This is a genomic window from Pseudomonas sp. A014, from assembly GCF_052378495.1.
Lineage (GTDB): Bacteria > Pseudomonadota > Gammaproteobacteria > Pseudomonadales > Pseudomonadaceae > Aquipseudomonas > Aquipseudomonas machongensis.
Map to the genome: position 1 here is coordinate 536,451 of NZ_CP199001.1, position 21,316 is coordinate 557,766.

17 protein-coding genes are annotated in these 21,316 nt (G+C 60.8%); 16 read left to right on the plus strand and 1 reads right to left on the minus strand.

Features of this window, described 5'->3' with window-relative positions:
- Positions 1-3 precede the first annotated feature (3 nt).
- The 10 genes from rplO to bfr all read left to right on the plus strand — a co-directional run bounded on the left by rplO (position 4) and on the right by bfr (position 7,142).
- The gene (rplO, locus tag ACTYOL_RS02565) at positions 4-438 is read left to right on the plus strand and encodes a 50S ribosomal protein L15 (RefSeq protein WP_054893563.1); all 435 of its coding nucleotides are present in this window, start codon (positions 4-6) and stop codon (positions 436-438) included.
- The gene (gene secY / locus ACTYOL_RS02570; RefSeq protein ID WP_003255459.1) at positions 439-1,770 is read left to right on the plus strand and encodes a preprotein translocase subunit SecY; all 1,332 of its coding nucleotides are present in this window, start codon (positions 439-441) and stop codon (positions 1,768-1,770) included.
- 28 nt (positions 1,771-1,798) lie between these two features.
- The gene (gene rpmJ, locus ACTYOL_RS02575) at positions 1,799-1,915 is read left to right on the plus strand and encodes a 50S ribosomal protein L36 (RefSeq protein WP_011531897.1); all 117 of its coding nucleotides are present in this window, start codon (positions 1,799-1,801) and stop codon (positions 1,913-1,915) included.
- 131 nt (positions 1,916-2,046) lie between these two features.
- Positions 2,047-2,403: a 30S ribosomal protein S13 gene (gene rpsM / locus ACTYOL_RS02580; protein ID WP_003257112.1), complete on the plus strand. Its 357-nt coding sequence runs from the start codon at positions 2,047-2,049 to the stop codon at positions 2,401-2,403.
- An 18-nt stretch (positions 2,404-2,421) separates the two neighbouring features.
- Positions 2,422-2,811: a 30S ribosomal protein S11 gene (gene rpsK / locus ACTYOL_RS02585; RefSeq protein WP_003255454.1), complete on the plus strand. Its 390-nt coding sequence runs from the start codon at positions 2,422-2,424 to the stop codon at positions 2,809-2,811.
- A 15-nt stretch (positions 2,812-2,826) separates the two neighbouring features.
- Entirely contained in the window at positions 2,827-3,447 is a 621-nt protein-coding gene (gene rpsD / locus ACTYOL_RS02590) for a 30S ribosomal protein S4 (protein ID WP_063542477.1), read from the plus strand.
- 22 nt (positions 3,448-3,469) lie between these two features.
- Positions 3,470-4,471, plus strand: a complete 1,002-nt coding sequence (locus tag ACTYOL_RS02595; protein ID WP_003255452.1) for a DNA-directed RNA polymerase subunit alpha — start codon at positions 3,470-3,472, stop codon at positions 4,469-4,471.
- Positions 4,472-4,513: 42 nt separating this feature from the next.
- Entirely contained in the window at positions 4,514-4,900 is a 387-nt protein-coding gene (gene rplQ, locus ACTYOL_RS02600; protein WP_003255451.1) for a 50S ribosomal protein L17, read from the plus strand.
- A 172-nt stretch (positions 4,901-5,072) separates the two neighbouring features.
- Complete coding sequence (locus ACTYOL_RS02605) at positions 5,073-6,512, plus strand: catalase (RefSeq protein ID WP_063542479.1); 1,440 nt, start codon at positions 5,073-5,075, stop codon at positions 6,510-6,512.
- Between the two features lie 165 nt (positions 6,513-6,677).
- Positions 6,678-7,142 carry a bacterioferritin gene (bfr, locus tag ACTYOL_RS02610; RefSeq protein WP_197893135.1) on the plus strand — a complete coding sequence of 155 codons (465 nt, stop codon included), beginning with the start codon at positions 6,678-6,680 and terminating at the stop codon, positions 7,140-7,142.
- A gap of 66 nt (positions 7,143-7,208) precedes the next feature.
- Here the strand turns inward: bfr and uvrA are convergent, their stop codons facing one another.
- Positions 7,209-10,043, minus strand: coding sequence for an excinuclease ABC subunit UvrA (gene uvrA, locus ACTYOL_RS02615; protein WP_178117591.1), 2,835 nt, complete (start codon positions 10,041-10,043; stop codon positions 7,209-7,211).
- Between the two features lie 129 nt (positions 10,044-10,172).
- Here uvrA and ACTYOL_RS02620 point away from each other — a divergent pair, with 129 nt between their 5' ends.
- The 6 genes from ACTYOL_RS02620 (at position 10,173) to ACTYOL_RS02645 (ending at position 21,313) form a co-directional block, all read left to right on the plus strand.
- Positions 10,173-11,567, plus strand: a complete 1,395-nt coding sequence (locus tag ACTYOL_RS02620) for an MFS transporter (protein WP_063542485.1) — start codon at positions 10,173-10,175, stop codon at positions 11,565-11,567.
- Positions 11,568-11,576: 9 nt separating this feature from the next.
- Positions 11,577-12,119 carry a single-stranded DNA-binding protein gene (locus tag ACTYOL_RS02625; RefSeq protein ID WP_054893569.1) on the plus strand — a complete coding sequence of 181 codons (543 nt, stop codon included), beginning with the start codon at positions 11,577-11,579 and terminating at the stop codon, positions 12,117-12,119.
- Between the two features lie 280 nt (positions 12,120-12,399).
- Positions 12,400-16,365: a hypothetical protein gene (locus ACTYOL_RS02630; RefSeq protein ID WP_444757493.1), complete on the plus strand. Its 3,966-nt coding sequence runs from the start codon at positions 12,400-12,402 to the stop codon at positions 16,363-16,365.
- A gap of 276 nt (positions 16,366-16,641) precedes the next feature.
- Positions 16,642-19,710, plus strand: a complete 3,069-nt coding sequence (gene fdnG, locus ACTYOL_RS02635) for a formate dehydrogenase-N subunit alpha (protein WP_444757494.1) — start codon at positions 16,642-16,644, stop codon at positions 19,708-19,710.
- Positions 19,710-20,660, plus strand: a complete 951-nt coding sequence (fdxH, locus tag ACTYOL_RS02640; protein WP_054893573.1) for a formate dehydrogenase subunit beta — start codon at positions 19,710-19,712, stop codon at positions 20,658-20,660. The genes fdnG and fdxH overlap by 1 nt, the downstream gene beginning before the upstream one ends.
- Positions 20,657-21,313 carry a formate dehydrogenase subunit gamma gene (locus tag ACTYOL_RS02645; protein ID WP_444757495.1) on the plus strand — a complete coding sequence of 219 codons (657 nt, stop codon included), beginning with the start codon at positions 20,657-20,659 and terminating at the stop codon, positions 21,311-21,313. Before fdxH ends, ACTYOL_RS02645 begins: the two co-directional genes overlap by 4 nt.
- Positions 21,314-21,316: the final 3 nt, after the last annotated feature.

Consider the following 21,316-nt stretch of genomic DNA (forward strand, 5'->3'; position numbering starts at 1 on the left):
TCGATGAAACTCAATGATCTGAGTCCAGCGCCGGGTTCCCGTCGCGAGAAGCATCGTCCGGGTCGTGGTATCGGTAGCGGTTTGGGCAAGACTGGTGGCCGTGGTCACAAAGGTCAGACCTCCCGTTCCGGTGGCACCATCGCTCCGGGCTTCGAAGGCGGTCAACAGCCGCTGCACCGTCGTCTGCCGAAGTTCGGCTTCGTTTCCCTGAAAGCCATGGATCGCGCCGAAGTGCGTCTGTCCGAGCTGGCCAAGGTGGAAGGCGACGTGATCTCCGTACAGTCCCTGAAAGACGCCAACGTGATTGGCCAGCATGTACAGCGTGTGAAAATCATGCTGTCCGGCGAAGTCACTCGCGCAGTCACTATCAAGGGCATCGCCGTCACCAAAGGTGCGCGTGCGGCTATCGAAGCAGCTGGCGGCAAGTTCGAGGAATAAATGGCTAAGCAAGGTGCTCTCTCTTCGCTCGGTAAGGGCGGGATGTCGGAACTCTGGGCTCGTCTGCGCTTTCTGTTCATGGCGATCATCGTCTATCGGATCGGCGCACATATCCCGGTGCCTGGCATCAATCCAGACCGTCTGGCGGATCTGTTTCGACAGAATGAGGGGACCATTCTTAGCTTGTTCAACATGTTTTCCGGTGGTGCGCTGGAGCGCATGAGCATCTTTGCACTGGGGATCATGCCGTACATCTCGGCATCGATCATCATGCAGCTCATGACCGCAGTCAGCCCTCAGCTGGAGCAGTTGAAGAAGGAAGGTGAAGCTGGCCGTCGCAAGATCAGCCAGTACACCCGCTACGGCACCGTTATCCTGGCGCTGGTTCAAGCCATTGGCATGTCCATTGGCCTGGCCAACCAGGGCGTGGCGTTTTCTGCTGGCCTGGGCTTCCATGTCGTTGCCGTCTCCACCTTCGTGGCTGGCGCAATGTTCATGATGTGGCTCGGCGAGCAGATCACCGAGCGCGGTGTGGGCAACGGTATCTCGATGTTGATCTTCGCAGGTATCGTTGCCGGTCTTCCGAGAGCAATCGGGCAGTCTTTCGAGTCTGCGCGCACAGGCGATATCAACATCTTCGCCCTGGTCGCTATCGGTTTGCTTGCAGTAGCGATTATCGGTTTCGTGGTGTTCATTGAGCGTGGTCAGCGTCGTATCGCCGTTCACTACGCCAAGCGTCAGCAGGGCCGCAAGGTCTTCGCTGCGCAGACCAGCCACTTGCCGCTGAAAGTGAACATGGCGGGCGTCATTCCTGCCATTTTCGCGAGCAGCATCTTGCTGTTCCCGGCTTCGCTGGGTGCCTGGTTCGGTCAGTCCGAGGGTATGGGCTGGCTGCAGGACATCTCGCAGTCGATCGCTCCTGGTCAGCCGTTGAACATTCTGCTGTTTAGTGCAGGGATCATCTTCTTCTGCTTCTTCTACACAGCGTTGATGTTCAACCCGAAAGACGTAGCGGAAAACCTGAAGAAGTCCGGTGCCTTTATTCCGGGTATCCGTCCTGGTGAGCAGTCGGCGCGCTACATTGATGGCGTTCTGACTCGTTTGACCATGTTCGGTGCTCTTTACATGATGGCCGTCTGCCTTCTGCCCCAGTTCCTGGTGGTGGCAGCAAACGTGCCGTTCTACCTTGGCGGGACCTCGTTGCTGATTGTGGTAGTGGTTGTGATGGACTTCATGTCCCAAGTACAATCGCACCTCGTTTCGCACCAGTACGAATCCCTGATGAAGAAAGCCAACCTGAAAGGCTATGGTGGCAGCGGTCTGCTGCGCTGATAGACCCCTAAGGTTCGAGGAGTCGGTAATGAAAGTTCGTGCATCGGTGAAAAAGCTGTGCCGCAACTGCAAGATCATTCGTCGCGAAGGTATCGTGCGCGTGATCTGCAGCGCGGAACCGCGTCACAAGCAGCGCCAAGGCTGAGTGTGATCTGCGCTTCAAACCCAGCAGCTAGTGTGCTGCTGGGTTGATTATTCGTTTCTACAGCGATATTATCTCGCGCCCTATTTCTTGGCTTCCGGGGCGTAGGTAGCTGTCAATTGGAGTCCCACTGAATGGCCCGTATTGCAGGCGTCAACATTCCAGATAACAAGCATGCTGTTATCTCGCTGACCTACATCTATGGTGTCGGTCGCACAACTGCACAGAAAATCTGTGCAGACGCTGGTGTAAATCCAGCCGCTAAGATCAAGGATCTGAGCGACGAGCAAATCGAAACCCTGCGTGGCGAAGTCGCGAAGTTCACCACCGAAGGTGACCTGCGCCGTGACATCAACATGAAGATCAAGCGCTTGATGGACCTGGGTTGCTACCGCGGCCTGCGTCATCGTAAAGGTCTGCCGGTTCGCGGTCAGCGCACCAAGACCAACGCACGCACCCGTAAGGGCCCGCGTAAGCCGATCCGCAAGTAATCGCCCAGGAATATAGACATGGCAAAACCTGCTGCTCGTCCTCGTAAAAAAGTCAAAAAGACAGTGGTTGATGGCATCGCCCACATCCATGCGTCTTTCAACAACACCATCGTGACCATCACCGACCGTCAGGGCAACGCTTTGTCCTGGGCGACTTCCGGTGGTTCGGGTTTCCGTGGTTCGCGCAAATCCACCCCGTTCGCAGCTCAGATCGCTGCTGAGCGCGCTGGTCAAGCTGCGCTGGAATACGGTCTGAAGAACCTCGACGTGAACGTCAAGGGTCCAGGTCCAGGTCGTGAGTCCGCCGTTCGTGCACTGAACAGCTGCGGCTACAAGATCGCCAGCATCACCGACGTGACGCCAATCCCGCATAACGGGTGCCGTCCGCCGAAGAAGCGTCGCGTGTAATCAGGAGACAGATAAATGGCACGTTACATTGGTCCAAAATGCAAACTGTCTCGCCGTGAAGGCACTGACCTGTTCCTGAAGAGCGGTGTTCGCGCTCTGGAATCGAAGTGCAACATCGAAGCAGCCCCAGGTGTACACGGCCAGCGCCGTGGCCGTCAGTCCGACTACGGTACCCAGCTGCGCGAGAAACAAAAAGTCCGCCGTATCTACGGTGTCCTGGAGCGCCAGTTCCGCGGTTACTACCAAGTCGCAGCCTCGAAAAAAGGCGCTACTGGTGAGAACCTGCTGCAACTGCTGGAATGCCGCCTGGACAACGTCGTTTACCGTATGGGCTTCGGTTCGACTCGTTCCGAATCCCGTCAGCTGGTTTCGCACAAAGCGATCAGCGTTAACGGCAAGACCGTAAACATTCCATCCTACCAAGTTCGTCCGGGTGACGTGGTCGCGGTTCGTGAGAAGTCGCTGAACCAGCTGCGCATTGTTCAAGCCCTTGAACTGTGCGCCCAGCGTGGCCGCGTTGAGTGGGTAGACGTTGATTCTGCTAAAAAGTCGGGCGTTTTCAAGAACGTTCCTGCTCGCAGCGATCTGTCCGCCGACATCAACGAAAACCTGATTGTCGAGCTCTACTCCAAGTAAGGGCTAGAAAATAGGTGCATCCATGCAGATTTCGGTAAATGAGTTCCTGACTCCCCGTCACATCGACGTGCAGGTAGTCAGTCCAACCCGCGCCAAGATCACGCTCGAGCCTCTCGAGCGTGGTTTCGGCCATACCCTGGGCAACGCGCTGCGTCGCATCCTGTTGTCCTCCATGCCTGGCTGTGCAGTAGTCGAGGCCGAGATCGATGGCGTACTCCATGAGTACTCCGCGATCGAAGGTGTACAGGAAGACGTCATTGAAATCCTGTTGAACCTCAAAGGCCTGGCGATCAAGCTGCACGGTCGTGACGAAGTTACGCTGACCTTGTCGAAAAAGGGTTCGGGGGTGGTTACCGCTGCCGATATTCAGCTGGATCACGATGTCGAGATCGTCAATCCCGATCACGTAATCGCGAACCTGGCGTCCAACGGCGCCCTGAACATGAAGCTCACCGTAGCTCGTGGTCGCGGTTACGAGCCGGCCGATTCCCGTCAGACTGACGAAGATGAAAGCCGCAGCATTGGCCGTCTTCAGCTGGACGCTTCGTTCAGCCCGGTGCGTCGTATCGCCTACGTGGTCGAGAACGCCCGTGTTGAACAGCGTACCAACCTGGACAAGCTGGTCATCGATCTGGAAACCAACGGCACCCTGGACCCTGAAGAGGCCATCCGTCGGGCCGCGACCATCCTGCAACAGCAGCTGGCCGCGTTCGTCGACCTCAAAGGTGACAGCGAGCCGGTCGTGGTCGAGCAGGAAGACGAGATCGATCCGATCCTGCTGCGCCCGGTTGACGACCTGGAACTGACTGTACGTTCGGCCAACTGCCTCAAGGCGGAGAACATCTACTACATCGGCGACCTGATTCAGCGTACCGAAGTAGAGCTGTTGAAGACTCCTAACCTGGGCAAGAAGTCCCTGACCGAAATCAAGGACGTCCTGGCCTCCCGTGGTCTGTCTCTCGGCATGCGCCTCGACAACTGGCCGCCTGCAAGTCTTAAGAAAGACGACAAGGCGACTGCCTGATCGTCGTAATCACCGAACGTAGTGTTTGGTAAGGAATGAATCATGCGTCATCGTAAAAGTGGACGTCACCTGAGCCGTACCAGCTCTCACCGCAAGGCTATGTTCCAGAACATGGCAGTGTCGCTGATCGAGCACGAGCTGATCAAAACCACCCTGCCGAAAGCCAAGGAACTGCGCCGCGTTGCCGAGCCGCTGATCACCCTGGCCAAGGAAGATAGCGTCGCCAACCGTCGTCTGGCTTTCGACCGTACCCGTTCGAAATCCGCTGTTGGCAAGCTGTTCAACGACCTGGGCAAGCGTTACGCCACCCGTCAGGGCGGCTACCTGCGCATCCTGAAGTGCGGTTTCCGCGCTGGCGACAACGCGCCTATGGCGTACGTCGAGCTGGTTGATCGTCCGGTCGGTGGTGCTGTAGAAGCTGCCGAGTAAGACGTTCTGTCTGCTACAAGAAACCGGGCCTAGTGCCCGGTTTTTTGTGTCTTAATAAATTGTAAAAAACTATCGATATAAGCATATCTATAAATTAGATCTTGTCATGTTGCGCACCCATACTTGCTCTCAGGCCGATTAGCCGGCATTTCGAGACCGATAAGGAGAGCCCATGAGCAAGATTCTTACTACCGCCAGCGGTGCACCTGTAGCCGATAACCAGAATTCCCGTTCGGCAGGCCCACGCGGCCCGCTACTGCTCGACGACTTCCATCTGATCGAGAAGCTGGCCCACTTCAATCGCGAGAACATCCCTGAACGTCGCGTACACGCCAAGGGGTCGGGCGCTTACGGCACCTTCACCGTCACTCGCGACATCACTCAATACACCAGCGCTCGTCTGTTCGAGAGCATCGGCAAGCAGACCGAAACCTTCCTGCGTTTCTCCACTGTCGGAGGCGAACGTGGTTCGGCTGACACCGAGCGTGACCCACGTGGTTTTGCCGTCAAGTTCTACACCGAAGAAGGTAACTGGGACATCGTCGGCAACAACACCCCCGTGTTCTTCATTCGCGATCCGCTGAAATTCCCGGACTTTATCCACACCCAGAAGCGTCACCCACAGACCAATCTGAAGAACGCCCAGATGATGTGGGACTTCTGGTCACATTCGCCCGAGGCGCTGCACCAGGTCACCATCCTGTTCTCTGATCGGGGTATTCCGGACGGCTACCGCCACATGCACGGTTTCGGCAGCCATACCTATAGCCTGCTGAGCGCCGATGGCCGGCGGACCTGGGTCAAGTGGCACTTCAAGACCCAGCAAGGTATCAAGAACCTGGCCCCGGCCGATGCGGCACGTATCGCGGGTACCGATCCAGACTACGCCCAACGTGACCTGTTCGAAGCGATCGATCGCGGCGACTACCCGCGCTGGACCGTCTGCATCCAGGTGATGAGCGAAGAAGAAGCGGCCAATCGCGCCGAGAACCCCTTTGACGTCACCAAGACCTGGTCGCAGAAGGACTACCCACTGATCGAGGTAGGTGTGCTGGAACTCAATCGCAACCCGCTCAACTACTTCGCTGAAGTCGAGCAGGCCGCGTTCGGGCCGAGCAACATGGTGCCAGGTGTTGGCCTGTCTCCGGATCGCATGCTGCAGGGGCGCGTATTCGCCTACGCTGATGCCCACCGCTACCGCATTGGTACCAATCACCAGCATTTGCCGGTGAATGCGCCACGTAGCCCGGTGCACAGCTATCAGCGCGATGGGGCGATGACCATGGGCAGCTACGGCAGCGCTCCGAACTACGAGCCGAACAGCTATGCCGATGCGCCCAAGCAGTCGCCTCGTCATGCCGAGCCTGCGTTGGCCCTCAATGGTGCGGCGGATCGTTACGACCACCGTGAGGACAATGACTACTACAGCCATGCGGGTGCGCTGTTCCGCTTGATGAACGCCGAGCAGCAAGCCCTGTTGATAAACAACATTGCCGGCACCCTGCAAGGCGTCAGCGAAGATGTGGTGCAGCGTCAGTTGCAGCACTTCTTCAAGGCAGATCCTGCTTACGGCGAGGGGATTGCAAACGCCTTGGGCATCAAGCTGGCCTAAGTCGAAGTGATAAGGAGAACCGCCCTCATTTGGGCGGTTTTTCAATGAAAATCACTACGGTTTGCCCGCTTTTTTCACACAAATTGCGCATTTTTCAGTGACCTTGAAGAAATCATGGTTCACACTATCTCCTTATCAAGCTTTCACTCAGGGAGAATCAGGGCGATGCAAGGTCACCCGGACGTAATCGATTACCTCAACACGTTGCTGACGGGCGAACTGGCGGCACGCGACCAATACTTCATCCACTCGCGCATGTACGAAGACTGGGGCTTGGCCAAGCTCTACGAACGCATCAACCACGAGATGGAAGAAGAGGCGCAGCACGCCGATGCCCTGATTCGCCGCATTCTCATGCTCGAAGGCACCCCGCGCATGCGCCCGGATGACCTCGACGTGGGCACCACCGTGCCTGACATGATCGCTGCCGACCTGCGCCTGGAGTACAAGGTCCGCGCCGCATTGTGCAAAGGCATCGAGTTGTGCGAGTCGCACAAGGACTACATCAGCCGCGATATCCTGCGCGCGCAACTGGCCGACACCGAGGAAGATCACACCTACTGGCTGGAGAAGCAGCAGGGCCTGATCAAGTCCATCGGGCTGCAGAATTACCTGCAATCGCAGATGTAACGTCCCTGCAGTGGGCACGCATAGAGAGAAAAGCCCCTGGCATTTGCATGCCAGGGGCTTTTTTCGTCAGGCCCGGTCGCGTTCCAGCAGGGGCTTGAGGTAATGCCCGGTATACGACTGCTTCATCTTGGCCAGTTCCTCGGGCGTGCCGCTGGCAATGATCTGGCCGCCCTTGGAGCCACCTTCCGGCCCCAGGTCCACCAGCCAGTCGGCGGTCTTGATCACGTCCAGGTTGTGCTCGATCACCACCACGGTGTTGCCGTGGTCGCGCAGGCGATGCAGCACGTCCAGCAACTGCTGGATGTCGGCAAAGTGCAGGCCGGTGGTCGGCTCGTCGAGGATGTAGAGGGTCTTGCCGGTGTCGCGCTTGGACAACTCGCGCGACAGCTTCACCCGCTGCGCCTCACCGCCTGAAAGCGTCGTAGCCGACTGTCCTAGCTTGATGTACGAAAGGCCCACGTCCATCAGTGTCTGCAGCTTGCGCGCCAACGCCGGGACCGCGTCGAAGAACTCGCGTGCGTCCTCGATGGTCATTTCCAGAACCTCGTGGATATTCTTGCCCTTGTACTTGATCTCCAGCGTCTCGCGGTTATAGCGCTTGCTCTTGCACACATCACACGGCACGTAGATATCCGGCAGGAAGTGCATTTCCACCTTGATCAGGCCATCGCCCTGGCACGCTTCGCAGCGCCCGCCCTTGACGTTGAACGAGAAGCGCCCCGGGCCATAACCCCGAGAACGCGACTCCGGCACGCCAGCGAACAGCTCGCGGATCGGCGTGAAAATGCCGGTGTAGGTGGCCGGGTTCGAGCGCGGTGTGCGGCCGATCGGGCTCTGGTCGATATCGACCACCTTGTCCAGGTGCTGCAGGCCATCCATGCTGGTGTGCGCTGCCGCTTCCAGGCTGCTGGCACCATTGAGCGCAGTGGCTGCGAGAGGGAACAGGGTGTTGTTGATCAGTGTTGACTTGCCCGAGCCGGACACACCGGTGACGCAGGTCAGCAGGCCGATCGGCACTTCCAGGTCGACGTTCTGCAGGTTATTGCCGCGTGCCCCCTTGAGCTTGAGCGACAGCTTCTTGTTGCGTGGCGTGCGTTTGGCCGGCACGGCGATCTTCTTGCGACCGGACAGGTACATGCCAGTCACCGAGTCGGGGTGCGCCATGACTTCCTGTGGTGAGCCTTCGGCGACGATCTGCCCGCCATGCACCCCGGCGCCCGGGCCGATGTCGACGACATAGTCGGCCAGGCGAATGGCGTCCTCGTCGTGCTCCACCACGATCACCGTATTGCCCAGGTCGCGCAGGTGGTTGAGCGTGGCGAGCAGACGGTCGTTGTCACGCTGGTGCAGGCCGATCGACGGCTCGTCGAGGATGTACATCACCCCCACCAGGCCGGCGCCAATCTGGCTGGCCAGGCGGATTCGCTGGGCCTCGCCACCCGAAAGGGTTTCGGCGCTGCGGTCGAGGGTGAGGTAGTCCAGGCCGACGTTGACCAGGAACTGCAGGCGCTCGCAGATCTCCTTGAGGATCTTCGCTGCAATTTCTCCGCGTCGACCGCTGAGCGTCAGGGCGGCGAAGTACTCGCTGGCATCGCCGATCGGCAGGTTGGTGACTGCCGGCAGGGTTTTTTCGCCCACCCATACATGGCGCGCTTCGCGACGCAGGCGGGTGCCACGGCAGTCCGGGCACGGCTGGGTGCCAAGGAACTTGGCCAGCTCCTCGCGCACGGTCGCCGATTCGGTCTCGCGGTAGCGGCGTTCCAGGTTCGGCACGATGCCTTCGAACGGGTGCGAGCGCTTGACGATGTCGCCGCGGTCGTTGAGGTACTTGAAGTCGACGCTTTGCTTGCCGCTGCCCTGCAGGATCACCTTCTGGTGATCGGCCGAGAGCTGGCCGAACGGCTCGTCGAGGCTGAAGCCGTAATGCGCCGCCAGCGAGCCGAGCATCTGGAAGTAGTAGACGTTGCGCCGGTCCCAGCCGCGGATCGCGCCTTCGGCCAGGGTCAGTTCGCTGTTGACCAGACGCTTGGTGTCGAAGAACTGCTTCACGCCCAGGCCATCGCAGGTCGGACAGGCGCCAGCCGGGTTGTTGAAGGAGAACAGCTTGGGTTCGAGCTCGCTGATCGCATGACCGCAGACCGGGCAGGCGAAGCGCGCGGAGAAGATCATGTCCTCGGCGCTTTCGTCATCCATCTGCGCCACCAGGGCGATACCGTCGGCCAGCTTCAGCGCGGTCTCGAAGGACTCGGCCAGGCGCTGCTGCAGGTCGTTGCGCACCTTGAAGCGGTCGACCACCACATCGATGCTGTGCTTCTTCTGCTTGTCGAGCTTGGGCAACTCGTCGAGTTCGTACAGCTTGCCGTTGACCCGCGCACGAACGAAGCCCTGGGCGCGCAGCTCATCGAACACCGCCAGGTGCTCACCCTTGCGCTCGCGCACCACGGGTGCCAGCAGCATCAGTTTGCTGCCTTCGGGTTGCTCGAGCACCAGGTCGACCATCTGGCTGATCGTTTGCGCCTCCAGCGGAATGTCGTGGTCCGGGCAGCGTGGCGTACCGACGCGGGCATAGAGCAGGCGCAGGTAGTCGTAGATTTCGGTGATGGTGCCGACGGTCGAACGCGGGTTGTGCGAGGTCGACTTCTGCTCGATGGAGATTGCCGGTGACAGGCCTTCGATGGTGTCGACATCGGGCTTTTCCATCATCGACAGGAACTGCCGGGCATAGGCCGACAGCGACTCCACGTAGCGACGCTGACCTTCGGCGTAGAGTGTGTCGAAGGCCAGTGACGACTTGCCGGAACCGGACAGACCGGTGATCACGATCAGTTTGTCCCGGGGCAGGGTCAGGTCGATGTTCTTCAGGTTGTGGGTACGTGCCCCACGGATCAGGATCTTGTCCACTACGGCCTCGCTTGGCGGGCATAAACAAAGAAGTATACGGCGCGCTGCCACTACGCGGCAAAGCGTCGCGTATATGCCGTCTAGCCGTCGGACTGATAGAATCGCCGCCGGTTCACACGAGGTTTATCCATGCACGACACCCACAACGAGCGCATGAGTGGCAGCGAAACCCGCGCCGCAGGCGGCCTTGCCTTGGTCTTTGCCTTTCGTATGCTGGGCATGTTCATGGTCCTGCCCGTGCTGGCCACCTATGGCATGGACCTCGCCGGTGCCACGCCCGCGCTGATCGGCCTGGCCATTGGCGCCTACGGCCTGACGCAAGCCGTGCTACAGATCCCGTTCGGGGTGATTTCCGACCGCATCGGGCGCCGTCCGGTAATCTACCTGGGCCTGGTGATCTTCGCCCTTGGCAGCTTACTGGCGGCCCAAGCCGATTCGATCTGGGGCGTGATCGCCGGACGCATCCTGCAGGGCGCGGGGGCGATTTCCGCAGCGGTCATGGCCTTGCTCTCCGACCTCACCCGCGAACAGCATCGCACCAAGGCCATGGCCATGATCGGCATGAGCATCGGCCTGTCGTTCGCAGTGGCGATGGTGATAGGGCCGCTGCTGACAAGTGCCTTTGGCTTGTCGGGATTGTTCCTCGCTACCGCAGGACTTGCCGTCGTCGGTATCGCCCTGATCGCCTTCGTCGTGCCCAGCGCGCATAGCGCACTGCAACACCGCGAATCGGGTGTCGCACGCCAGGCGCTCGGCCCGACCCTGCGTAATCCGGACCTTCTGCGCCTGGACCTGAGCATTTTCATCCTCCATGCGATCCTCATGGCCAGCTTCGTGGCCCTGCCGCTGGCCTTCGTCGAGCGTGGCGGCCTGCCCAAGGAAGAGCACTGGTGGGTATACCTGACCGCCTTGCTCGTCTCATTTTTTGCAATGGTGCCGTTCATCATCTACGGCGAAAAGAAGCGCAAGATGAAACGCGTGTTGGTTGGTGCGGTCACTGTGCTGCTGCTGATCGAGGTGTTCTTCTGGCGCTGGGCTGACGACTTGCGAGGACTGGTGACCGGCACCGTGATATTCTTTACCGCCTTCAACCTGCTGGAGGCATCCTTGCCTTCGCTGGTCAGCAAGGTGTCGCCCGCCGGCGGCAAGGGAACGGCCATGGGGGTCTACTCCACGAGCCAGTTCCTGGGTGCCGCGCTGGGAGGAATCATCGGTGGCTGGTTGTACCAGCACGGTGGCCTGGGCATGGTGTTCCTGGGATGTGCTGTACTGTGTGGTATCTGGCTGGTATCTGCCCTGGGCATGAATGAACCGCCGTACGTCACCAGCCTGCGCATGCCGCTGACACCGGAGGCGGTTCGCGAAGCTGGATTGACCGAGCGCCTGATGGCTGTGCCGGGTGTAACCGACGCCGTGGTGGTGGCAGAAGAAGCCGCCATCTATATCAAACTGGATACGAAAATTTTGGACCGTGCGACCCTCGAGCGTCTGGTGAACCCAGCCTCGGCGGCGTGCGAAGCCTAGGAGAACGTTATGGCCCGTGGGGTTAACAAAGTCATTCTGGTTGGTACTTGCGGCCAGGATCCCGAAGTCCGCTACCTGCCCAACGGTAACGCCGTGACCAACCTGAGCCTGGCCACCAGCGAGCAGTGGACCGACAAGCAGTCGGGGCAGAAGGTCGAGCGCACCGAATGGCACCGTGTCTCGCTGTTCGGCAAGGTTGCCGAAATCGCCGGCGAGTACCTGCGCAAGGGTTCGCAGTGCTACATCGAGGGCAAGCTGCAGACCCGCGAGTGGGAAAAGGACGGCATCAAGCGCTACACCACCGAGATCATCGTCGACATGCAGGGCACCATGCAGCTGCTCGGCGGCCGTCCGCAGGGCCAGGGCGGCGATCAGTACAACCAGGGCGGCGGCAACTACAACCAGGGCGGTGGCCAGCAGCAACAGTACAACCAGGCGCCACGCCAGCAGGCGCCGCGTCCGCAGCAGGCGCAACAGCGCCCAGCGCCGCAACAGCAGGCTCCGCAGCCTGCCGCTGACTTCGACAGCTTCGATGACGATATTCCGTTCTGATACGTCTGTTGCATCGGCTAGCCCGGTAATAAAAAACCCGATGAGTCTTTGATTCATCGGGTTTTTTATTACCTCTTCACAGGACAGGCGAGAGCCAGGACGCGTCATCGCCAAAACGACAAATGTTTCAATTTCCCCATCGTTCACATCGATTCTCAGCGTTTCACAGCAATTCACGCCACATGGGCTAACGATGGACAGCTCCCGATCACGGATGCACAACGTGAAAGCATCTGCGAAAGGGCTTGGCCAAACGCTACCGCCACGCGAGGACCGCACCGTGAACGTGAAACCACTGAACCCGAGCTCCAGCGAAAGATCCGAAACCGACGGCAAGCGATTCGATGGGGTCGTGCTCAACGCCAAGGTGAATGCAAAAGCGAACGACGACCGTACCGCCACCGACAACGAGAAGTGGCCGCCGGTGGACAAGACCGAGGTCGAGCCGGCACTGGATGGCAAGATTCGCTACGAGCTGGATGGCAAGGGTGTGGTGGTCGAGCGCTCGGTAAACCCCGAGCTCTACAAGTTCCTGGCCAATCTCTTCGAGCTGAACAAATCGCCTGGGCAAAAGGCCCAGGTGGTCGCTGCGATGAAGGACGATCATGCCATCGCCGACCGCAATACCGAATTGAAGAAGTGGGGCGACTACGATCAGTTCGAGTGGAAGGGCGATCTGGAAAAAGCCGAGGTCATCACCTACACCACCAAGGACGGCGAAACCGTGACGGTGTCGAAAGCCCTGACACCCGAGCTCTTCGCTTCGTTGCAACCCATGGCCCTGTCGCGCTACACCCTGGAAAAGCGCGCCGACGATGGCCGCGAAGTCGCTGGCGCCGATACCTACGTCGCCGACCACGATATTTCCACCTTCGGCTGGCCGGACGAGTTCGGCAATGGCGTGATCCAGTTCGAGACCAAGGACGGCAAGAAATACGTCGTCTCCGAGTTCGAGAACAAGGAAATGTACGATCGCGTGGCCTCCAAGCGCAGCGACTACAACAAGAGCGAGGGCTCGATCCAGGATCTGCGCGACAAATACGACCTGCCCGACCTCGACAGTCTGGACCTGCTCAACAAGAAGACCGGTGAAAAGGCCGACAAGGACGACAAGGAGTCGATGTCGGTGGTCGAGCTGGCCACCAAGAACCTGCTCGACAAGTACAAGAAGCTGGTCGACGACGGCAAGGTGGACAAGGACAGCGACGTCTACAAACTGGTCAAGGCCATCGAGGCCAAGGCGACCATGGAGGGCGGGCACAGCATCACGCCTTACATCGAGGATCCGCGCGGCGGCGAAACCTGGCGGCAGTTCGGTGACGGGGAAACCCTGAGCAAGGAGGACATGCAGGACATCCTCGATGGCAATTCCGTGGACAAGTTGCTCAATGAGCTGTTCACCAACGGCAACGGCGAAAAGGACAAGATCGGCAAGGAGTACCAGGCCGAACTCGATGAAGCGATCAAGAAGGTCAGTGGCGAAGACAAAGACAAGCTGGCCGACCAGCTCTACGACACCCTGACCAGCCCCGACTACGTCAAATACCTGGCCGATCTGAAGAAGAACGGCATGGAGTCCGAGGCCAAGGCCGAAGTCGCCGGCCTCACCTCAAGCCTCGAGATGCTCGACCCTGAGCGCGCGCGCAAGGCCGAGGCCCAGCTGCAGCAAAACAGCATCGTCGCCGAGATCGACACCCTGCTCGGTGATCCGGGAGCGATTCCCGATGAATACAAGGAGTTGGCCTACAAAGACTTCGGCGCGCTGGTCAAGACGATCCTCAAGTCGGCCGACATTCCGCGTCGGGTCGCAGACAGCATCGAGAAGTTCTACAACGAGCTGCTCAACGACAAGACCAAGCTCGACGACTTCAACAAGCTCACCGAGCGCCTGAACAGTGGTGAGATTACCCAGGACAAGTTCAACGAAGAGCTCACCGGCAAGTACAAGCCGCTGGATGTCAGCAGCAACGACTTCACCAAGGCGATAGGGACGCTCAACAAGTACGGCGTACTGGGCAGCGTTTCGGCGTTCGGCTCGTTGGGCGGTGCTATCTATGCGCTGTCGGCGAAGAACGGCCAGTTGGCAGACGAGCCGCTGGAGCGTCTGGCCATCGCCCGCGACTTCATCGGCTTCCTCGGGGCTGGCGCGCAGTTCGAAAAGACCAAGGTCTTCGACCTGTTGACCGGTACCGACACCGCCAAGTTGCTGGGGCTGAGCAAGACCCTGCCGGAAATCTGGGGCAAAGAAAGCTCGCTCGGCAAGAAAATCGAGAAATCCCTGCACGACAAAGGTATTTCCGGAGTGCCGGATCCTGCGGCGGATCGGGTCGGCAGCCTTATCGAGCTGGGCTCGCTGCACAACAGCGGCGGCGGTGACGTGCTGGATGAGGTCAGGCTGTCCGGGGAAGCTTCGGGGCTCGGCTCGCTGGAGGACAACGGCAGCCGCGAATTGCTCGATGACATCGTCACCCGCGCAGGCGGAACGCCGCCTACGGATTACTCGCGCTACCAGACCCTGTCGCAGCTGGCGCAGGACCAGGGGTTGGAACTGACCGACGAGATCATCAGAGACAGCATCAGCGAGCGCCGTGCGGCCAATGGCTTGGGCGATCTGCCGGATGACGATTCGGTGTTCGAGTTCACCGAGCGCGTCCAGGACTCGGCTCATCGCACACCCTCGATCAGCTCCTCCGACACCGTCACCTCGATCTACGAAGGGGTCGTGGAGTATTTCGAGTCACGCAATCTTACGCCGCCGAGCCGCCGGTCCTTCGACCAGATCTGGAATGATCCCGAGAACTACCGTGGCAGTGGTGCCTCGGTGGGTAGCGGGGAGCTTCCGCACCCGGACACTTTCGAGCTGGATCGCGAATCCATCAACGAGATGTACGAGTTGGATAACCGCACCCCGCCACCGGCCGATGTCATCGATGACGCGCTTGAGCCGATCAACGAGTCCATCCGCAACACCCCGTCTACCCCGAGCGTGATCGATACCCGCACCGTCCAGGACGCACTCACGACCACCGACAAGCCACCCGTCAAGCCGGGCGTTGCGGCGAAGATCGGTGGCTCGCTGACCAAGGTGCTGGGCGTGGCCCCGGACCTGCTGAGCATTGCCGACATCGTTGTCGGCGGCCTGGCGATCAAGGACGCCATCAAGAGTGGCAGCGCCCTGGGCAAGGCCAACGGTGCGCTGCAGGTGGTCAGTGGGGCGGCAGGTTTCGGTGCCGGGGTGATCGGCACGGTTGGTCTGGTCGCCAACATCGGCGCCCTGGCGGGTGTGACCGGACCGCTGTTCCTGGTGACTGCCGGGCTTGGGCTGATCACCGGTATCATCGGTATCTTCGTCGACCACGAGAAGCGCCAGAAGGCCACGGACAAGGAAGGTCAGTGGTTCAAGGACCTCGCCGATATCGGCCTGACCCAGGATGACTGGGGCGACAAGCTCGAATATGCCCGCTACAGCTTCTACGAATACGACGGTCGCGATGCGCCGGACGGGCAGAGCATCTTCGATTATCAGAAGGACGAGTGGGATCACTTCAGGGAGACGCCGCAGGAGGGCGGCTCGTCGGTCAACCGCCTGGACGACGACAAGCACCTGAACACCTACGACAAGGCGTTCTACCAGGACAACCGTGAAGTGATCCACGACATCCGCGAATATTGGGATGCCTGGAACGGCAAGGACGACATCGTCAGCCGGAAGGATCTGAACAAGATCGCCGAGGGCGGCGGCAGCGAGCAGGAAAAAGCGGCGGCGCGATTCCTGCTCGAGCACGAGGGCTTCTTCGATCAGCTCGATACCCAGTGGGGCAAGGGTGGCCAGGATGGCAAGGTGAGCACCGACGATCTAAACACCTGGCTCAAGATCGTCGGTGCCCACGAGGATGGCTACGGCCGCGGTTTCTTCGATGAGCACAAGGACATCATCGACACCATCCGCGACCGTTGGGACGACTGGAACGGCAAGGATGACATCGTCAGCAGAAAGGATCTGGAAAAGATCGCCGATGGCGACGGCAGCGACGCCGAGAAGAAGGCCGCGCGCTTCCTGCTCGACAACCAGGGCTTCTTCGATCAGCTCGACAACCTGGCCAAGAACGATCGCCGTGACGGCAAGATCAGCACGGGTGACCTGGACACCTGGCTCAAGGCGATCGGGGTGGAGAAGACCGACAAGAGCGATCTGACCTACAAGCCCAACGATGATGTGCCGGCCTGGCGCGTCATGCGCGGGTGAGGTCAAGCGGATGAACTGAAAAAGCCCCGGACCGTCCGGGGCTTTTTCGTAGAGCGGGCTTGCTCCGCGATGCGATGCTGGCCACACCGCCGCCATCGCGGGACGAGCCCGCTCCTACAGGAAACCGAGATGCCTTGGCGGCATCCATTGACCCTTGTCATAGCACTTCTCGGAATCTTGTCTAGGCTTAACGCTGGCGGTATCTGTCTACCGCCACCGTGAAGTCGAGAGGCGCCGGCAATGTCCCGTGCGTCCAAACCTGATCAGGAGTGCACGATGGACCTGAACCGTCGGCAATTCTTCAAGGTCGCCGCCGTCGGCCTTGGAGGCTCGAGCCTCGCGGCGTTGGGCATGGCCCCGACAGCCGCGTTCGCCGAGCAGGTGCGCCACTTCAAGCTGGCGCACACCAAAGAAACCCGCAACACCTGCCCCTACTGCTCGGTCGGCTGCGGCCTGATCCTGTACAGCCAGGGCGATGCGGGCAAGAACGTCAAACAGAACATCATCCACATCGAAGGCGACGCCGATCATCCGGTCAACCGCGGCACCCTGTGCCCCAAAGGTGCCGGGCTGCTCGACTTCATCCACAGCCCCAGCCGCCTGCAATACCCCGAGATGCGCAAGCCGGGCAGCCAGGAATGGGTGCGGGTCAGCTGGGACGAGGCGCTCGACCGCGTCGCCACGCTGATGAAGCAGGACCGCGATGCCAACTTCATCGAGAAGAACGCCCAGGGCCAGACGGTCAACCGCTGGCTGAGCACGGGCTTCCTCGCGGCGTCGGCAGCGTCCAGCGAAGCAGGCTACCTGACTCATAAAGTCATCCGTTCACTCGGCATGCTGGGGTTCGACAACCAGGCGCGTGTCTGACACGGCCCGACGGTGGCAAGTCTTGCCCCGACGTACGGCCGTGGCGCGATGACCAATCACTGGTCTGACATCGCCAACGCAAACCTGGTGCTGGTCATGGGCGGCAACGCAGCCGAGGCCCACCCCTGCGGGTTCAAATGGGTGACCGAGGCCAAGGCGCACAACAAAGCGCGCCTGATCGTGGTCGATCCGCGTTTCACCCGGACCGCTTCGGTGGCCGACTACTACGCGCCGATTCGCACCGGCAGCGACATCGCCTTCATGGGCGGGCTTATCAACTATCTGTTGACGACCGACCAGATCCAGCACGAATACGTGCGCAACTACACCGACGTGTCGTTCATCGTCAAAGAGAACTATGGCTTCGAAGACGGCCTGTTCAGCGGCTATGACGCGGCCAAGCGAATCTATGCCGACAAGTCCGGCTGGGGCTACGAGCTGGGCGAGGACGGCTTCGCCAAGGTCGACCCGACGCTGCAGCACCCGCGCTGCGTGTTCCAGTTGATGAAGCAGCACTACAGCCGCTACACGCCGGAAATCGCCAGCATGACCTGCGGCATGCCGCAGGACCAGATGATGAAGGTCTGGAAAGAGATCGCCACCTGCGCCGTGCCGGGCAAGACCATGACGATCCTCTACGCCTTGGGCTGGACCCAGCATTCGATCGGGGCGCAGATCATCCGCAGTGCGGCGATGGTCCAGCTGCTGCTGGGCAACGTCGGCATGCCCGGCGGTGGGGTCAACGCCCTGCGCGGGCATTCCAACATCCAGGGCCTGACCGACCTGGGGCTGCTGTCGAACTCGCTGCCGGGGTACCTGACGCTGGCCGGCGATGCCGAGCAGGACTACGCCGCGTTCATCGACAAGCGCGCCTCCAAGCCGCTGCGTCCGGGCCAGCTCTCGTATTGGCAGAACTATGGCAAGTTCCATGTCAGCCTGATGAAGGCCTGGTATGGCGCCAACGCCACCGCCGAGAACAACTGGGGCTACGACTGGCTGCCCAAGCTCGATGTGGCGGCCTACGACGTGCTGCGCATGTTCGAGATGATGAGCCAGGGCAAGGTCAACGGCTACATGTGCCAGGGTTTCAACCCGATCGCCGCGCTGCCGGACAAGAACCGCGTCACTGCGGCGCTGGGCAAGCTCAAGTGGCTGGTGATCATGGACCCGCTGGCCACCGAGACATCCGAGTTCTGGCGCAACGCCGGGCCGTACAACGATGTCGATACGGCCAATATCCAGACCGAGGTGATTCGCCTGCCCACCACCTGCTTTGCCGAGGAGGACGGCTCGCTGGTCAACAGCAGCCGCTGGCTGCAGTGGCACTGGAAGGGCGCGGACGGCCCCGGCGAGACGCGCACCGACGTGCAGATCATGAGCGAGCTGTTCCTGCGCCTGCGTGAGCGCTACAAGTCAGAAGGCGGCGCTTACCCCGACCCGATGCTCAACATCAGCTGGCCGTACAAGATCCCCGAGGAGCCTTCCCCCGAAGAGCTCGCCAAGGAGATGAACGGCTGGGCGGTGAGCGACATGACCGACGCCAGTGGTCTGGCCATCAAGGGCGGTCAGCAGTTGTCGGGCTTCGGTCAGTTGAAAGATGACGGCAGCACAGCATCCGGCTGCTGGATCTTCGCCGGCTGCTGGACCGAGCAAGGCAACCAGATGGCCCGGCGCGACAACAGCGACCCTTACGGCATGCACCAGGTACAGAACTGGGCCTGGGCCTGGCCGGCCAACCGCCGCATCCTCTACAACCGCGCCTCCAGCGACCCGCAGGGCAACCCGTGGGACCCGCACAAGAAACGCCTGGTGTGGTGGAACGGCAAGGCCTGGGGCGGCACTGACGTGCCCGACTTCAAGGTCGACTCGCCGCCTGAAGCGGGGATGAATCCGTTCATCATGAACCCCGAAGGTGTGGCGCGCTTCTTCGCCATCGACAAGATGGCCGAGGGGCCGTTCCCCGAGCACTACGAGCCGTTCGAGACACCGATCGGGATCAACCCGCTGCACCCGAACAACAAGAAGGCCACCAGCAACCCGGCAGGCCGGATCTTCGATTCGGTATGGGACACCCTCGGCAAGCACGAGGAGTTCCCCTACGCAGCGACCACCTACCGGCTGACCGAGCACTTCCACTTCTGGAGCAAGCACTGCCGCCTGAACGCGATCATCCAGCCCGAGCAGTTCGTCGAGATCGGTGAAGTGCTGGCCGGCGAGAAGGGCATCAAGGCGGGAGATCGGGTGCGGGTGTCGAGCAAGCGTGGGCATATCGAGGCGGTAGCGGTGGTGACCAAGCGGATCCGTCCGCTGCAGGTCAATAACCAGACCGTGCACCGGATCGGCATCCCGCTGCACTGGGGCTTCACCGGTTCGACCCGGCATGGCTACCTGACCAACACGCTGGTGCCGTTCCTCGGTGATGGCAATACCCAGACGCCGGAGTCCAAGTCGTTCCTCGTCAACGTGGAGAAAATCTGATGGCCCAGCAAGATATCATCGCCCGCTCGGCCACCACGACCGTACCGCCTTCGGTACGCCAGCAGGAGCAGGTCGCCAAGCTGATCGACACCACCAAGTGCATCGGCTGCAAGGCCTGCCAGGTGGCGTGCTCGGAGTGGAACGAGCTGCGCGACGAGGTCGGCCACAACCACGGCACCTACGACAACCCGCAGGACCTCACCGCCGACACCTGGACCCTGATGCGCTTTACCGAGCACGAGCGCGACGACGGAAACCTGGAGTGGCTGATCCGCAAGGACGGCTGCATGCACTGTGCCGACCCTGGCTGCCTCAAGGCCTGCCCGAGCCCCGGCGCGATCATCAAGCACGCCAACGGCATCGTCGACTTCAACCAGGACCACTGCATCGGTTGCGGTTATTGCATCACCGGCTGCCCGTTCAACATCCCGCGAATCTCGCAGAAAGACCACAAGGCCTACAAGTGCAGCCTGTGTTCCGACCGCGTGGCCGTGGGCCTGGAGCCGGCCTGCGTGAAGACCTGCCCGACCGGGGCGATCGTCTTCGGCAGCAAGGACGAGATGAAGGTGCATGCCGACGAGCGCATCGTCGACCTCAAGTCGCGCGGCTACGAGAACGCCGGCCTGTACGACCCGGACGGTGTCGGTGGCACCCACGTGATGTACGTGCTGCACCACGCCGATACACCCAGGCTGTATGCAGGCCTGCCGGACCAACCGGTGATCAGCCCGCTGGTAGGGTTGTGGAAGGGCATCAGCAAACCGCTGGCGCTGCTGGCCATGGGCGCGGCGGTCCTGGCCGGGTTCTTCCACTATGTGCGGGTCGGGCCGCAGCGGGTCGAGGAGGACGAGCATCCCGCTCCGACCGATACCAGCGTGCACCAGGTGGATCCGGCAGTGCATGTCTATGACCCGGGCAAGCCCGGCGGGCAAGGGGAGCAGCGGCCATGAACGACAACAAGCCTATCCTGCGCTACAACGCCAACGAGCGGACCAACCACTGGATCGTCGCGATCCTGTTCTTCATGGCCGGGCTGTCGGGGCTGGCGCTGTTCCATCCGGCACTGTTCTGGCTCAGCAACCTGTTCGGTGGCGGCCCCTGGACACGCATCCTGCATCCCTTCCTCGGGGTGGCGATGTTCGTGTTCTTCCTGGGGCTGGTGATCCGCTTCTGGCGGGCCAACTTCATCACCGCCAACGACCGCCTGTGGCTGCGCCGTGTGGATCGGGTGATGCGCAACGAGGAAGAAGGCGTGCCGCCGATCGGCAAGTACAACGCCGGGCAGAAGCTGCTGTTCTGGACCTTGCTCGTGTGCATGCTGATCCTGCTGGTCAGTGGCGTGGTGATCTGGCGCGCCTGGTTCAGCCAGTACTTCGACATCGGCGCGATTCGCCTGGCCACCTTGCTGCACGCCCTGGCGGCGTTCGTGCTGGTGCTGAGCATCATCGTGCACATCTATGCCGGGATCTGGATCAAGGGCTCGGTAGGCGCCATGCTGCACGGCTGGGTCAGCCGCGCCTGGGCACGCAAACATCATGAGCTGTGGTACCGGGACGTGACCGACGACAAGACGCCACACAACCCCGGACGAAAAGAAGGATGAGCG

Coding starts and splice junctions, on each gene's coding strand:
- rplO (WP_054893563.1), top strand. CDS start 4: ATGAAACTCAATGATCTGAGTCCAGCGCCGGGTTCCCGTCGCGAGAAG.
- secY (WP_003255459.1), top strand. CDS start 439: ATGGCTAAGCAAGGTGCTCTCTCTTCGCTCGGTAAGGGCGGGATGTCG.
- rpmJ (WP_011531897.1), top strand. CDS start 1,799: ATGAAAGTTCGTGCATCGGTGAAAAAGCTGTGCCGCAACTGCAAGATC.
- rpsM (WP_003257112.1), top strand. CDS start 2,047: ATGGCCCGTATTGCAGGCGTCAACATTCCAGATAACAAGCATGCTGTT.
- rpsK (WP_003255454.1), top strand. CDS start 2,422: ATGGCAAAACCTGCTGCTCGTCCTCGTAAAAAAGTCAAAAAGACAGTG.
- rpsD (WP_063542477.1), top strand. CDS start 2,827: ATGGCACGTTACATTGGTCCAAAATGCAAACTGTCTCGCCGTGAAGGC.
- ACTYOL_RS02595 (WP_003255452.1), top strand. CDS start 3,470: ATGCAGATTTCGGTAAATGAGTTCCTGACTCCCCGTCACATCGACGTG.
- rplQ (WP_003255451.1), top strand. CDS start 4,514: ATGCGTCATCGTAAAAGTGGACGTCACCTGAGCCGTACCAGCTCTCAC.
- ACTYOL_RS02605 (WP_063542479.1), top strand. CDS start 5,073: ATGAGCAAGATTCTTACTACCGCCAGCGGTGCACCTGTAGCCGATAAC.
- bfr (WP_197893135.1), top strand. CDS start 6,678: ATGCAAGGTCACCCGGACGTAATCGATTACCTCAACACGTTGCTGACG.
- ACTYOL_RS02620 (WP_063542485.1), top strand. CDS start 10,173: ATGCACGACACCCACAACGAGCGCATGAGTGGCAGCGAAACCCGCGCC.
- ACTYOL_RS02625 (WP_054893569.1), top strand. CDS start 11,577: ATGGCCCGTGGGGTTAACAAAGTCATTCTGGTTGGTACTTGCGGCCAG.
- fdxH (WP_054893573.1), top strand. CDS start 19,710: ATGGCCCAGCAAGATATCATCGCCCGCTCGGCCACCACGACCGTACCG.
- ACTYOL_RS02645 (WP_444757495.1), top strand. CDS start 20,657: ATGAACGACAACAAGCCTATCCTGCGCTACAACGCCAACGAGCGGACC.